Annotated in this window: 14 protein-coding genes; 9 read left to right on the top strand and 5 right to left on the bottom strand. The window is 32.8% G+C overall.

Features of this window, described 5'->3' with window-relative positions; genetic code table 11:
- The first annotated feature begins 59 nt into the window (after positions 1–59).
- A complete protein-coding gene (rnhB, locus tag OEA66_RS19910; protein WP_267283057.1) occupies positions 60–644 on the top strand; it encodes a ribonuclease HII in 585 nt (194 codons plus the stop codon).
- A 329-nt stretch (positions 645–973) separates the two neighbouring features.
- Here rnhB and yidC read toward each other — a convergent pair whose 3' ends face one another.
- From yidC to OEA66_RS19895, 3 genes are all read right to left on the bottom strand, one after another.
- On the bottom strand, positions 974–2797 hold the full coding sequence (yidC, locus tag OEA66_RS19905; RefSeq protein ID WP_267283056.1) for a membrane protein insertase YidC: 1824 nt from the start codon (positions 2795–2797) through the stop codon (positions 974–976).
- Between the two features lie 323 nt (positions 2798–3120).
- Positions 3121–4728 (bottom strand): CTP synthase, encoded by a 1608-nt coding sequence (pyrG, locus tag OEA66_RS19900; protein WP_267283055.1) that lies wholly within the window; start codon positions 4726–4728, stop codon positions 3121–3123.
- Between the two features lie 172 nt (positions 4729–4900).
- On the bottom strand, positions 4901–5467 hold the full coding sequence (locus OEA66_RS19895) for a YceI family protein (RefSeq protein ID WP_267283054.1): 567 nt from the start codon (positions 5465–5467) through the stop codon (positions 4901–4903).
- Positions 5468–5573: 106 nt separating this feature from the next.
- Between OEA66_RS19895 and OEA66_RS19890 the strand changes: the two genes are divergently transcribed.
- From OEA66_RS19890 to OEA66_RS19865, 6 genes are all read left to right on the top strand, one after another.
- Entirely contained in the window at positions 5574–5702 is a 129-nt protein-coding gene (locus OEA66_RS19890) for a hypothetical protein (protein WP_267283053.1), read from the top strand.
- A 279-nt stretch (positions 5703–5981) separates the two neighbouring features.
- Entirely contained in the window at positions 5982–7334 is a 1353-nt protein-coding gene (gene radA, locus OEA66_RS19885) for a DNA repair protein RadA (protein WP_267283052.1), read from the top strand.
- A 69-nt stretch (positions 7335–7403) separates the two neighbouring features.
- The gene (locus OEA66_RS19880) at positions 7404–8942 is read left to right on the top strand and encodes a zinc-dependent metalloprotease (protein WP_267283051.1); all 1539 of its coding nucleotides are present in this window, start codon (positions 7404–7406) and stop codon (positions 8940–8942) included.
- A 101-nt stretch (positions 8943–9043) separates the two neighbouring features.
- Positions 9044–9715: a class I SAM-dependent methyltransferase gene (locus OEA66_RS19875; RefSeq protein ID WP_267283050.1), complete on the top strand. Its 672-nt coding sequence runs from the start codon at positions 9044–9046 to the stop codon at positions 9713–9715.
- Complete coding sequence (locus OEA66_RS19870) at positions 9712–10419, top strand: VanW family protein (RefSeq protein ID WP_267283049.1); 708 nt, start codon at positions 9712–9714, stop codon at positions 10417–10419. The genes OEA66_RS19875 and OEA66_RS19870 overlap by 4 nt, the downstream gene beginning before the upstream one ends.
- Positions 10416–11009, top strand: coding sequence for an acyl carrier protein phosphodiesterase (locus OEA66_RS19865; RefSeq protein ID WP_267283048.1), 594 nt, complete (start codon positions 10416–10418; stop codon positions 11007–11009). The genes OEA66_RS19870 and OEA66_RS19865 overlap by 4 nt, the downstream gene beginning before the upstream one ends.
- 4 nt (positions 11010–11013) lie before the next feature.
- On the opposite strand, the gene OEA66_RS19860 is transcribed toward OEA66_RS19865, so the two are convergent.
- The gene (locus tag OEA66_RS19860; protein WP_267283047.1) at positions 11014–11514 is read right to left on the bottom strand and encodes a DUF6702 family protein; all 501 of its coding nucleotides are present in this window, start codon (positions 11512–11514) and stop codon (positions 11014–11016) included.
- Between the two features lie 273 nt (positions 11515–11787).
- Positions 11788–12030: a hypothetical protein gene (locus tag OEA66_RS19855; protein WP_267283046.1), complete on the bottom strand. Its 243-nt coding sequence runs from the start codon at positions 12028–12030 to the stop codon at positions 11788–11790.
- Positions 12031–12146: 116 nt separating this feature from the next.
- Here OEA66_RS19855 and OEA66_RS19850 point away from each other — a divergent pair, with 116 nt between their 5' ends.
- Positions 12147–12674: a HupE/UreJ family protein gene (locus OEA66_RS19850; RefSeq protein ID WP_267283045.1), complete on the top strand. Its 528-nt coding sequence runs from the start codon at positions 12147–12149 to the stop codon at positions 12672–12674.
- 485 nt (positions 12675–13159) lie between these two features.
- Complete coding sequence (locus tag OEA66_RS19845; protein WP_267283044.1) at positions 13160–15538, top strand: M1 family metallopeptidase; 2379 nt, start codon at positions 13160–13162, stop codon at positions 15536–15538.
- Positions 15539–15646 lie beyond the last annotated feature (108 nt).

Raw genomic sequence — 15646 nt, 5'->3', positions numbered from 1 at the left:
TTTTTAACATAATATTTGTTTTTCACAGTATTTTAACAACTCCCAATCGTTAAAAATTTATGGATTTACTAAAGAAATGGTCAGAAAATTACATCGAAGCAGGATGTGATGAGGTAGGAAGAGGTTGTTTGTGCAGACCGGTAGTCGCAGCGGCAGTCATTTTAGATGAAAATTTTGAGCAAAATCTTGTGAATGATTCCAAGAAATTAAGCTTTAAAACGAGAATGGATTTAGATAGTTACATTAAAGATAATGTAAAAAGTTTTGCTATTGCTGAGCTTCCTCCGTCATTTATTGATGAGCATAATATACTGAACGCCAGCATCCATGCAATGCATAGAGCATTAGACAAACTAAGTATAAGACCAGAATTTATTTTGGTTGATGGAAATAAATTTCATCCGTATAATTTCATTCCGCATCAATGTGTGATTAAAGGAGACTCTAAATTTCTATCCATTGCAGCAGCTTCTATTTTAGCAAAAAATTATCGAGATAAATTGATGATTGATTTACATGAAGAGCATCCTGAATATGGATGGAATACAAACTTTGGTTACGCTACAAAAAAGCATCAGGAAGCTTTGATAAAGCACGGTATCACAAAATATCATCGTCAATCTTTCCGTTTAAAATATGATTAAAATAATTCAATTGAAATTATCATTTTGAAAATACTCACATTCTAATTTAAAACACTTCTAAACAAAACTCTTAAATTATTAATCGAATTACATATTTTAAATATTTAAGATTTTCTTTTGTTAATAAATCATCAATGATTAAAATATATTTATCATATTGATTTATCAGTGATAAGAAATTAAAAATTAATTTTTGCGGTTCACATAACTTTATGATAACCATTTAAATTAATTTGATTTTAACAAGCTTTTTAAGCTCAGTCTATTCTAAAAAAAGGACAAATAAAAAAGGAAGCAATATCTTGCTTCCCTTTTTTATCTATTATAAATTATTTCTTTTTACCTTTTTGCTGCTCTTGTACTTTCTGGGCATCCTGAGCTTTTTCCATCATTTCTCTCATTTTCTTTTGGAATTTACCTTCTGATTTTGGCTTTTCTTTATTCGCCTGAATCTGAGCGTGAATTTTCTTTTCATCCAAAATCACATATTTAATAACGAGAATAATTAAGATATTAATGGCATTCGACACAAAATAATACCAAGATAAACCTGATGCCGATGTATTCAGGAAGAATAAGAATGTAATTGGGAAAATATACATAATCACTTTCATATTCGGCATACCTTCCTGTTGAGGTTGCTGCATATTTCCTGAAGTCATTACTGTATAAATCAAGATTACAACTGTACAAGCCAATGCAAATACACTTAAATGATCTCCTAAGAATGGAATTTTAAATGGCAATTTAATCAAATCATCATACGCTGTCAAATCTTTTGCAAACCAAAACCCCTGTCCTCTCAAATCGATAAAGTTCGGGAAGAATCTGAATAATGCATAGAAAATAGGAATCTGCACCAACGCCGGAAGACATCCCGCCATTTGATTTACACCCGCTTTTCTGTAGATTTCCATTGTTGCCTGCTGCTTTTTCATCGGATCCGCATCCTTGAATTTTGCATTCGCTTCATCAATTTCAGGACGAATCACTTTCATCATTGCACTCAATTTATGCTGTTTGTACATAATTGGTGACAAGATTAATTTAACAATAATCGTCATTAAGAAAATCACCCAACCCGCAGAGATTCCCCAGCTTGCGATAATTCCGTATAACCACATAAAGAAATAACGGTTCATCGCTCCAATAAATGCCCATCCTAATGGAAGAATTTCATCAAAGTTTTTATCGTAAGATTTTAATAATGGTAAATCTAACGGCATAAAATACCACGTGAAGTCCTGATTCAATTCTCCTCCGTTCATTGAAACAAATCCTTCGAAGTTTAATTTTTTTAAATATTCACCTTCTTCGATTGTTTCCTGATTTCCTTTGCTGTTTGTGAAACCTGTTTTAGATTCTATTACGGAAGAGAAAAACTGCTGTTTTACACCAATCCAGTTAAGGGTTTCTTTAGGCTCATCCATTGTTGTTCTTCCATCATACTCATAATCTTTATAATTATTAAAGGCATAAGAAAATTCTGAATGTGTTTGTTCCTGAGCTCTACCTTTTTCCAGATTTCTAACTTGATAATCCCAGATAAAATCTGCTTTGTTATCAGAGGTTACATTCGCCAAACCTTGAGTTCTTACTTTAAAATCTAAAGTAAATTGATCTTTAAGTTCAGCTTTTGGATTATTATTTAAAGTATAAATAAACTGAATCGCTGCTCCAGCATGATTTGCCGTTAAAGTAACAGAATTTCCGTTAACAACCGGAAAGAATACCAAATCTTTGGTATTAACTGTTTTTCCTTTTTTATCTTTAAACTGAAAACCGTAGCTCGAGTTATTTTTAGTAATCAGATTAAGCGGAAGATCTGCCTTATCAGTTTTGTGATCGTAAGCTTTGTACTTAAGAAGTTCTACTTTTGAAACCTGACCTCCTAAACTTGAAAATTCAAGCTTCAATTGGTTGTTTGCCAAATTTGAAACCTGAATAGAATTCGGAGTTACATTGGGATTGATATCTGCTGCCGGAGTTGGTTTTACAGCTGTTTTAGCCTGTTCTGTTTTTTGTTGTTCAGCTTTCAGTTTATCTTCTTCAGCGCTATTTCTTTGGAAATAAAACATGAATCCCATAAGAACCAAACATAAAACCGCAAAACTAATAATCTGACTTTTATCGAGTCCGTTGTTCTGTTGCATTTTATTTTTATTAAAATTTTTAAAATTAATTTTAAACATTAAGGTTATTAAAATACTAAAAGTCATTAAGTTATATCTAAATATATTTTAAGCACGCTGCCTTAAAATTCTCTTGCTAATCCTTAATAATTCTTTGTTCTTAAATAATTTTAATGTCTTAATGTTTAATATATTTATAATTATAGCAATGCTATAATTTAGAGTCGACAAAAATACTGTTTTTTTATCAAAACTCTATACTATAATATGTTACTATATAATAAACTCAGGCTGAGAATCATCAGTCTGAGTTTATATATAACGTTTGTAATTTTATAATTACTTTATTTTGCTGAACAAGCTTTAATGAAAGCTCTGAACAAAGGATGTGGTGTTGCAACCGTACTCTTATATTCAGGATGGTATTGTACACCAACGTAGAAAGGATGATCTGTCATTTCTAACGCTTCTACCAAACCGGTTTCGGGGTTTGTACCTGTTGCAATAAAACCATTGCTTTCAAATTCCTGAATATATTCACTGTTAAATTCATAACGGTGACGGTGTCTCTCAGAAATATTTTTGCTTCCATAAATTTCATTTAATTTTGAACCGTTCTTCAAAGCACATTTCCAAGCCCCAAGACGCATTGTGCCGCCTTTATCAACTACATTTTTCTGCTCTTCCATTAAAGAAATTACAGGATATTCTGTGGAAGTATCAAATTCCATTGAGTTTGCTTTTGTATATCCTAAAACATTTCTTGCAAATTCAACAGTCATAATCTGCATTCCCAAACAAATTCCCAACATTGGAACTTTATTTTCCCTTGCGTATTGAGCAGTAAGGATTTTTCCTTCAATACCTCTGTCGCCAAAACCTGGAGCAACCAAGATACCGCAAACTCCGTCTAACGATTCTTTAATATTTTCTTTGGTTAAATCACCACTGTAAACCCATCTGATTTTCACTTCAGTTTCCAAATCTGCGCCTGCATGTTTGAAAGCTTCTGCAATTGAAATATAAGAATCCTGAAGGGAAATATACTTTCCAACTAAAGCAATTTCTACAGTTCTTTTAGGATTCTGGAATTTTTTAAGGAAAGTTTTCCAATCTTTAAGATCAGCTTCTTTATCACTTTTTAAATCTAATCCTTTCAGAACTACATCGTCAAAATCTTGTTTCTGAAGGTACATCGGAACTTCATAAATTGTTTCCAAATCTTTACATTCAATTACGTTTTCTAAAGGAACGTTACAAAACTGAGCAAGTTTTGCTCTTTGATCTTTCGGAATTTTGTGTTCGGTTCTACAAACTAAAACATCTGCCATAATTCCGCTTTCCATCAACTGACGAACGGAATGCTGAGAAGGTTTTGTTTTTAATTCTCCACTTGAAGCCAAATAAGGCAATAAAGTCAGATGAATCACCATAGAATTTTTCTCACCCAATTCCCATTTCAACTGACGTACAGTTTCAATGTAAGGTAAAGATTCAATATCTCCAACAGTTCCACCGATTTCAGTAATGATGATGTCGTAGTTCTGTTTAGATAAAATTTTAATTCTACGCTTGATTTCGTTCGTAATATGAGGAATTACCTGAACTGTTTTCCCAAGAAAATCTCCTTTTCTTTCCTTTTCGATTACAGTTTGGTAGATTTTTCCTGTCGTAACGTTGTTGTTTTGAGAAGTCGGAGCATCAAGATAACGCTCATAGTGTCCTAAATCCAGATCCGTCTCCGCACCATCTTCGGTTACATAGCATTCTCCGTGTTCATAAGGGTTTAATGTTCCTGGGTCGATATTAATATAAGGATCCAGTTTTTGAATCGTTACATTAAATCCGCGTGATTTTAGTAGAAGTCCCAGAGAAGCAGAAACGATTCCCTTTCCCAAAGATGAAGTTACACCTCCTGTCACAAAGATGTACTTTGTATTCTTTTTACTCATTAGATTAGGTTTGTGCAAAGTTAGGACAAAAAGCAAAGCAAAGCAATTTTGTTGCCCTTTTAAATTCTGAATTAAGTTTATTTTAATTGAAAAACTCCTTGTTAAAAAGAAAAAAGGTTTCCCAAAAAAATTGAGAAACCTTCACCTAAACCAAATTATATATATATGAAAATTATTGTTTTACCAATTCAAAATAAGTATTGATCTCAACATCTTTTGCAACACCTGCTCCAGTCGGATCATATTTGATATTGTAATCTAAACGATTGATTTTAAACTTTGCCTGAAAGCCTAAAACTTCTTTTCCTTGCTGATTTTTAGCAATTCCACCAAAAGTTACAGGAATACTTACATCTTTAGTAACGTCTTTAATCGTTAATTTACCTACAAGTGTATATGTATTGTCTTTTTCTTTTACAGATTTTCCTACAAATTTCATCGTCTGAAATTTTTCAGCATCAAAGAAATCTGCACTTTTAAGATGCTTATCTCTCATATCCACTCCTGTATTTATAGATTCAATAATTACTGTAAAGTTAAATTCAGCTCTATCTAAATCTGCTTTATTCGTAACAACATTTCCATCAATTTTGTCAAATCTTCCCTGTACAAAGCTAATTCCCATATGTTTAATATTGAAATTAACAGAAGAGTGCATCGGATCAACAACCCAAGTAGATTGTGCAAAAGTGAACATGCTTACCAAAGCAAAAACAAAACTTAAAAGTATTTTTTTCATTTTTTAAAATTTATATCAACAAATATAGACAGTATATTTTTATTGAGTATTGACTTATGGTAAGTTCTTATTTTTAGATGAAATAAGTTTTAAATAAAATAGATGAATGAAGAAAAATAACAGAAAAACTATTATTGAAATACCATACATCATTGTCATTAGAAGATTTTCATTTTTAGATTCAAAAAAATATAAAAATGGATTATTTCCAGAAATCACTAAGAAAAACAAATAAATAATTTCGAATAGAATAGCAATTTTTATAACTGAGTTATAATTCTTTCTAAAGATAATAACCGTAACCAATCCGATTGCTGTAATTATTGAGCAAAAGATTAAAATTAAATAAGAGCACATTCCAAAATCGCCACCCGGTAATTTCAAAAGTTTAATAGTCCATTCTGTAAATTGAAAGTGCAAAAGCGACATCACAACAAAGATTATTAAACTCAACAAAACATTTTTCATATCTTAAAATTAAGAAAATTTCAAAAAAAATCTTCAACTTCGCAGTATGGCAAAACTTAAAACAGCATATTTCTGTCAAAATTGTGGTTCACAATATCCTCAATGGACCGGGCAATGTAAAAATTGTCTTGAATGGAACACTTTAGTGGAAGAAGTCGTAGAAAAAACCTCATCTAAAACACCTCCTTTTTCAAAATCAAAACAGCACGTAATCAACATTATCGAAGTTGAGGCGATTGAAGAACCAAGAATAAAAACTCCTTCTGATGAACTTAACAGAGTTTTGGGCGGCGGAATTGTTTTAGGATCTGTTACTTTGATTGGTGGAGAACCCGGAATTGGAAAATCCACTCTCCTTCTTCAACTTGCATTAAAGATGAAAAAGAAAATCTTTTATGTTTCAGGGGAAGAAAGTGCATCGCAAATTAAAATGAGAGCCGATCGTTTGGCTGAAATTAAAAATCCAAACTGTTTTCTTTATACAGAAACTTCGCTGGAAAAAATTCTTCACGAAGCTAAGAAACTAGAGCCTGATTTTGTCATTATTGACTCCATCCAAACTTTACAGTCGCAATTAATTGAAAGTTCACCAGGAACTGTTTCTCAAATTCGCGAATGCTCGAATGAGATTATTAAATATGCCAAAGAAAACAATGTTCCCGTATTTTTAGTCGGTCATATTACAAAAGATGGGCAAATTGCAGGTCCAAAAGTTTTGGAGCACATGGTCGATGTTGTTTTAAATTTTGACGGAGATAGAAATCACCTTTTCAGGTTATTGAGAGCCAACAAAAACCGTTTCGGTTCCACTGCAGAAATTGGTATTTATGAAATGGTTTCTCAAGGTTTGAAGGAAATCAAAAACCCTTCCGAAATTTTAATTACTAAAAAATCCGAGGAACTTTCCGGAAATTCCGTTGCAGTAACTTTGGAAGGAAACCGACCGATGCTTTTGGAAATTCAGGCTTTGGTAAGTACTGCAGTTTACGGAACACCACAAAGAAGCTGTACTGGTTTTGATTCTAAAAGATTAAATATGTTGTTGGCAGTTTTAGAAAAAAGAGCGGGATTTCAATTGGGTGCAAAAGATGTTTTTCTCAATATTACAGGTGGAATTAAAACGGATGATCCCGCTTTAGATTTAGCAGTTGTCGCATCCATTCTTTCATCCAATGAAGACATTGCTATTTCTGAGCATTTTTGTTTTGCAGGAGAAATTGGTTTAAGCGGAGAAATTCGTCCAATTGCACAAGCCGAACAGAGAATCACGGAAGCCGAGAAATTGGGTTATGAGACAATTTTCATTTCTAATTTAAATAAACTTCCAAAGAAAAAATTCGGAATTAAGATTGAAGAAGTAAGTAAAGTTGAGGATTTTCACGAAAGACTTTTTAATTAAGTACTGTTGTAAAAACAATTCGCTAAAAACATTATATTTACACAATAAAACTTTTAACTTCAGATGATTATGAAAATTAAAATTACCTTTTTTATGCTGTTTTGCAGTATCGTAATTTTTGCTCAAAACAGGGTATTCCAGAATACAATCAGTGAAAACAGTTTAAGTGAGCAACAAAAGCTTGATAAAACTTTATCTGCGACATATCTTCTTACTAAATATTATGCTCAATCTTCATTTAATTTAAAATCTGATTTTGAGATTGTTTTACCAAGCAACAGAATTATTAAAGCCAAATTTTCTAAATCATTTTTGTACAGCAACAAAGCTGAATCTTCGGTTTTCATTATTGAAAATGAGCCAAAATCTGAATTGGTTTTGTCTAAAGCAGGAAATGCAATTACAGGAATGTACACTTCAATTTTAGGAGAAAAAGTAATTTTTCATCAGCTTGAAAACAATTTATTTGCCGTTTCTACTGTAAACGAATCAGCGTTGATTAGCAGAGATTCGAAGACAGATTATATTTTGCATGATTCTTCAGTTTCACAAAAAGTAAATTCTAATGTTTGCTTACAAGCTACCGCAGTTTGTCCTGCGACAACAATTGACGTATTGATTGTTTATACTTCTGCAGCCAGAGCAGCATGGGGCGGAGTTTCACAAAGTAATTCTTTTGCAGCTACTTCTATTACTAATTTTAATACGGCTTTAATAAATTCAGGAGTTACAAATACGACAATAAATCTGGTTTATTCAGGAGAAATAATCTACACAGAATCCGGAAATATCTCTACCGACCTATCTAGATTCAGAACTGTAAATGACGGATATTTAGATGACGTTCATACTTTAAGAACTACTTATGGAGCCGATCTTTGCGCTCTGGTTACTTCAACACCTACAAATACTTGCGGATTGGGTTACCTGAATACAAATCCCACAAACTATAGTGCTAATAATGCTTTCACGGTAACACTTTTCAATTGTGTAGTAAATAACTATAGTTTAGCTCACGAAATGGGTCACAATATGGGCTTAAATCATGATTGGTATGTTTCTACAAGCACATTACCTTGTGAAAATCACCATGGTTACTCCAATCAAAATGCGGTAAATTTGGGAACTTCCAGTATAAATTCGCAAAGATGGAGAACAATTATGGCCTACAACGATGAATGCGCAAATTCCGGAATTTCATGTACAAGAGTTAACAGATGGGCAAATCCTGCTGTGAATTACAACTCTGAGCCAACAGGAATAGCCATTGGAAACCCAAATCCCTCCAATGAAGCTTTTGGTTTTTCCCGTTTTGCGTGTGTGGTTTCTCAATTTATGCCGACCGCAAATTTAGGTACTGTTGAAATTAAAAATACAGACGTAAAAGATTTTACAGTTTTCCCAAATCCGGCAAAAGACGAAATTAATATCTGGATTAAAAATGATGAAATTTACACTTTTAAAGTCATCAATGTTTTAGGTCAAATTGTTCTTACAAGTGATAAAAAAACCATCAATCTTCAAGGTTTACCTTCAGGAGAATATTTTCTGAGTGTCTACACAGATAAAAATTCTTTTGTAGGAAGTAAGAAATTTATTATTAAATAATTTAGTTTTAAATAAAATGATCAATCCTCTGAATATATTTGTTCGGAGAATTTATTTTTATGTTTATCTTCAGCTTAAATTTCCTGTAGCAATTTTTCATAATGAGTAAAAAAAGTATCTATCAATATTATAACAATCTCGCAAAAACGTATGATGAAAACCGTTTTGAAAACACGTATGGAAAATATATTGATACTCAGGAAAGACATTTTCTGAATTCATTTTTCAGAAACAAAAACTATAAAAACATCTTGGACTTAGGATGCGGAACCGGAAGACTGATGAATTTCGCTACTCATGGAGCTGATTTTAGTGGAGAAATGATTAATGTCGCACAACAAAAACACCCTAAAAAAGAATTTGCAATCGGGAATATTTCAAAAATTCCTTTTAGCATACAATTTGACTGCATTTTCTGTTTTCATGTAATTATGCATCAAACAAAAGATGAAACTTTAAAATTCCTGGAAGAATGTTCTAATAAATTAAATGAAAACGGAATTTTAATCTTTGATTACCCTACCAGAAAACGAAGAAAAGTAATTTCGGAGCAAGAAGATTGGCATGCAAGCAATACTTTTACAAACTGTGAAATTTTTGAACTGACCAAAAACAATTGGAACATTAAAAAACAAAACGGAATTTTACTTTTTCCAATCCATCGCTTTTCAAAAAAAACAAGAAATTGGTTTCTGGATTTAGACATTTTGCTTTGCAATACATTTTTAAAAAACTGGGCGTCTTATAAGATTGTTATTTTAGAAAAGAAATGAGAAAAATTGCAAGAAGACTTATTCCTTATTCTTTAAAACTTCAATACAGGTTATTGCAGAGATATTTTGACGATCAGAAAAATTCTTTCATTTACTCAAAAACTTTCGATAAAAATTCGATCGGTGAATTTGAAACAGAAATAAAACAGGTGATTCGAAAAGGAGATTTTCACGAAAACAAAATCCACAATTTGAAGATTGTTGCTGATAAAATCAATCGCCTCATCATTCAACCTAATGAAGTTTTTTCATTTTGGAAAACAGTTGGAAAACCTGATGCAAAAAATAATTTTAAGCAGGGAAGAAATTTAATTAAAAATAAAATCTCCAATGAATTTGGTGGCGGAATTTGTCAGTTTTCATCAATAATTTACTTTTTAGCATTACAATCAGGCATGAAGATCATTGAAAGGCATGCTCATTCTATCGATATTTACAGAGAAGATGAAAGATTCACTCCTTTAGGTTCAGATTCAACGGTAGTTTTCGGTTATAAAGATCTTCAGATTCAAAATACATTGTCTTTTCCGATTCAGTTTGAAACCATCGTTGAGGATAACGAATTATGTTTAAGATTAATCTCTCATCAGAAAATTAACACACAAAGAATCACTTTCAATTATACTGAAGTAGAAAATGGAGTTTGGGCAGAAACCTTTTTAAATGATGGAAGTTTGCTTAAAAATTTTTATATTCGTTTATGAACTATCTCGCTCACTCTTTTCTCTCTTTTTCTGACGGGCAGATTGTCGGACAGTTTTTGGAAGATCACATCCGAAATAATGAGCGTTTTTCTTTCCAAAAAGACATTCAGGATGGAATTACAATGCACAGGGCAATTGATACATTTACCGATTCTCATCCTGCGATTCATGAGGCAAAAAAAGTTTTCAGTCCACTTGTAAGATTGTATTCCGGAGCATTTGTAGATGTTTCGATGGATTATTTTTTGGCAAATGACTTGACTTTAAATTCCTTAAAAGGCTGGAAAAATCATTCTCAGAAAGTTTATCGGGTTTTAAACCAAAACATCCACCTTTTCCCTGAAAATTTCAGACTTATGCTTTCCAGAATGGAGACCGAAGATTGGCTTTACAATTACCGGACAGATCGCAGCATTGGTTTCAGCATGAAAAATGTTTTGAATAAAGCGAAATATTTAGATAAAGATATTCCGGTATTCGAGGCTTTTTTAGAAAACAAAGATGTTTTGCAGAAATGCTATGACGATTTTTTTCCTGATCTTTTAGCTCATGCAAAAGCTGAAAATGAGTTACTGCAACTTCGAAAATAAATTTTTAAAACTGTTGAAACAAATACCGATTCGGATACGTCAGTTTTTCACTTTTACGGTTTCCGTTGACGATGATGTGAACGAGATTAATCTGGTCGTCGAATAGATTATACAGAAAACTCACAGCAGCTTCTACTTTTTTAGGAGTTTCTACTTTTTCAGATTCCAGATAAATATTGACTGATTCGCTGTCTTCTTCGTAACCAACGTAATTTACTTTTAAAAACTGGTTATCTGATTTTAATTTAAAATATTCAGAACTGTAGTTTTTCAACGCTTCATTAAGTTGAGCTTTATATTTTGGATCATTAAAATGAAATGGCTTTCCATATTTTTTACTCAAACCATTTTCTAAATCATCTAAGAAAAATCTTCCGGTAATCTCAAAAGTTTTTGATTTTGAATTGTAATTAATTTCTACAGAGCCGACGTGGTAAGGGTGTTTTTTTTCTGTAAATGAGAAAAAAATAAATAGAATAGAGAAAAAGAAAAGTACTTTTTTCATTTTATTAAATCGAGAATTTTTTCGGGATTTTGTCTCATATCAAAGAATAGTAAGATGATAATTTTCGTTTCGTTTTCTTTTCTGAAAAGCATTCTTACATGCTTTTTCCCTATTAAGACACTTCTTGTATTTCTTATCGATTTTTGAAACTTTGATACTTTCCATCTTCCAAATCATTTGCAATCTTTTTTACATCTTCAAGGAAAATTACAATTTCACGATTTGTCCAAATCTTTTTAAGAAATTCTATATTTTCAATTAAAGTTTGCTCTGCTATTTTTGAGAATTCGACTTGCATATTTCCTCATCAATCAGTTTAAAGAAATTTCTTTTTGAAATTAAATCTTCCTCTTTTAAAGAGTCACCATATTTTTCAACTTCCTCAAAAACGTAAGATGGTAAACCTTCAATAGTTTCATATTCGTTTTGCACGATTTTTACGCCCTTCAATTTTTCTAAAAGTTCTTTTATAAAAGGATAGTCTTCTTTATTTTCTATTTCTATTGTAAGGTTCATCACTTCAATTTTATACAAAGTTAAAATAAATTTTGTATCATCGCATTTCAAAAAATAATCGAACAATGCAGGACTTTTTATTTTATTTAAAACTCGGTTAGGAACATATTATTTCATTGGATGCGCTTGATCATCAACTTTTTGTCTTAGCCTTAATTGCCGTCTATACTTCAAAAGACTGGAAAAAAATTCTGATTCTTGTTACTGCATTTACCATCGGACATTCCATCACTTTGGCTTTAAGTATACTTGATGTAGTAAGACTTCCGTCTGATTGGGTTGAATTTTTAATTCCGCTGACGATTGTTTTGACTGCAGCCGGAAATATTTTAATGAAAAATAAAAAACAGACTCAGAATAAAACCAATTACTATTTAGCTTTATTTTTTGGTCTCATCCACGGATTAGGCTTTGCCAATACTGCGAGAGTGATGATTGCGAAAAGTCAGAGCATTGCGGTTCCGCTTTTGGGTTTTAATATCGGTTTGGAAGTCGGCCAAATTGTGATTGTTCTGGCCATTTTAGTATTACTCTTTGTTCTTTTAAACCTGTTTAAAGTAAATAAAAAAGACTGGATTTTATTTGTTTCTTCGGGAGTTTTTGCACTGGCTTTAAAAATGACTTTAGAGAGAATTCCTTTTTAAATCAATCATTGGCTTGGTTTTTTGAGATCTGCAAAGTCTACTATTTTCCTGCAGCGAAACTTTCTTCACGTTGTACACCTATTCTTTGAAAAACATCCTTTCACATTGTAAAAACAAAAGTCGACACCGTGCCAATATTAAACAACAAGACAGGAATATTATTCCACATTGCAAAAATATCAAGTTACATAGAAAGAATGTAAGTCTACATTCCAAGAATATAACTCCGCATCGAAAGAATATACCATCACATAGGAATAATATAAAATCACATCACCAGAATATAAAAACATCTGCCTCAAATATTATTACTTTGCGATCAATATCTCGCCATCTTATTGCTTTTGAAAAACATTTTACAGTTTCTTTTAAACTGAATATTTTTTAAGATCCGCCAATTCCCGAATAATCATATCTCTGGCAGCAACATTTCCAAATTTTCAAATACTTATTATTATATTTGATCATTCTTAAATTATTCGTTCATGCAATTAAAAATAACGGTACTTTCGGTATTCCTCTATATAGGTGTTTCTGCCCAAAACATTCAAAACAATCCGGGAAGCAACCACGGAAACAGATTTGAACAGTTGGGGACTACCCTACCTACTCCAAACGTTTACAGAACAGCTTCCGGAGCGCCGGGACAAGCGTATTGGCAAAACAGAGCAGATTACGATATAACCGCATATCTCGACGAAGATAAAAGAAATCTGAAAGGTTCGGAAACGGTGACCTATCATAATAATTCGCCGGATGATTTAGATTATATTTGGTTACAGTTGGATGAGAACCAACAATCAACGGTTAAAAAAGCGGATTATCAGTTCTCTTCTACCCTTCCAAAATCTTTGAACGACCAGCAATTAAAGACGACAGATCTTCCCGCAAAAGATAATGGGTATGGCGTTAATCTTGAAAAAGTAACCGACGCTTCGGGAAATCCTTTAAAATACACCGTCAATAAAACGATGATGCGTATTGATTTGCCTAAAGTTTTAAAGAAAGGTGAAAAATTTATATTTAAGATCGATTGGAATTACAATATCCCAAACCGTATGAAAATGGGCGGCCGCGGCGGTTATGAAAATTTTGCAGAAGACGGAAACGATTTGTACACCATCACCCAGTGGTTCCCAAGAATGTGTGTATACAGTGATTTTCAGGGTTGGCAGAATCATCAGTTCACAGGAAGAGGTGAATTTGCCTTAGTTTTTGGGAATTATAAAGTTTCGATGAACGTTCCGGCTGATCATGTGATTGGAGGAACCGGAGAATGTAAAAACTACGAGCAGGTTTTAACTCCTGAACAATTATCAAGATATAAAAAATCACAAACTTCGAATGAGCCGGTAGAAATTGTGACTTTGGAGGAAGCTAAAAAGGCAGAGAAAAATCATTCAAAACAAAGAAAGACATGGGTTTTTGAGGCAAAAGATGTTAGAGATTTTGCATGGACAGCTTCAAGAAAATTTGTCTGGGATGCCATGGGCGTTACGATTCCTGAAAACAACAATAAAGTAATGGCGATGAGTTTCTACCCGAAGGAAGCTTATGGCTTATATAGAAAATTTTCTACGAAAGCTGTTGCTCATACGATTAAAACCTATTCAGAATTCACGATTCCCTATCCTTATCCGGTTGCACAGTCTGTGGAAGCTTCGAACGGAATGGAATATCCGATGATCTGTTTCAATTTCGGAAGAACCGAAAAGGACGGAACCTATTCTGAAGGCACGAAAAACGGAATGATTGGGGTAATCATTCATGAAGTAGGACACAACTTTTTCCCGATGATTATTAATTCAGACGAAAGACAGTGGAGCTGGATGGATGAAGGTTTAAATACATTCACAGAATATTTAACGGAAGAAAAGTGGGATAATAAATTTCCGTCAAAACGTGGTCCGGCTTGGACAATCGTTGATTACATGAAGCTTCCGAAAGATCAATTAGAGCCAATTATGAGTAATTCTGAAAATATCATTCAGTTTGGTCCAAATGCTTATGCTAAACCAGCAACTGGTCTGAATATTCTTCGTGAAACAATTATGGGAAGAGACCTTTTCGATAAAGCATTTAAGACGTATTCAAAAAGATGGGCGTTCAAACATCCTGAACCGGCAGATTTTTTCAGAACGATGGAAGATGCGAGCGGTGAAGATTTGGATTGGTTCTGGAGAGGCTGGTTTTACGGCACCGATCCTGTAGACATTGCGATTGATAAGGTTACGATTGCAACTCCCGACTTAACTGCGGTAAAACAAGCTGAGGAAACCAAATATAAAGTTGAAAAACCTTTGCAAAACGAATTTGAAGACATCTCAAAAATCAGAAATAAAGAGAATAAAACCATCACTTTTGAGGTGGAAAAAGACAAAGATCTTCAGGATTTCTACTACCGTTACGACCGTGGTCAGGAAAAAGTAAATTCTGATAAAGAATATAGTATCAAAACAGAAAGTAGCGAATCTTTAGATAAAAAAGATCAGGATAAATTTAAAAATATTACAGCGTATCAAATCGATTTTGTGAACAAAGGCGGTCTTGTAATGCCGATTATCTTAGAATTTACCTTTGAAGACGGATCAAAATTAAAAGATAAATCGTCTGCTCAAATTTGGAGACATAATGAGAATAAAGCATCAAAGACCTTCTATTTTGACAAGAAATTAAAATTTGTTCAGCTTGACCCAATGAGAGAGACTGCAGATATTGATACATCAAACAACTTCTGGAGCAACGACCAGGCAGGTTCTGAAACTTCAAAATTCCAGGTATTTAAAGAGAAACAAAAAGCAACAGTAAGAGGCGGCGCCAACGGAAAAGTGAATCCGATGCAGGCTGCAGGAAAGAAAAACTAATAAAATTAGAAAAGGATGGTAAATTTTGCAGTCCTTTTTTTCTGCCAAAATTTCACACTCCGTCTCAAAAGTCTGCCAAAATTTTAAAAACCTCTTCTTGGCATACAA

It is taken from the genome of Chryseobacterium luquanense, assembly GCF_026460945.1.
In the GTDB taxonomy this organism is placed as follows: Bacteria; Bacteroidota; Bacteroidia; order Flavobacteriales; family Weeksellaceae; genus Chryseobacterium; species Chryseobacterium luquanense.
The sequence above is the reverse complement of the archived record's forward strand: the minus strand, read 5'-3'. Positions and strand labels throughout refer to the sequence as shown.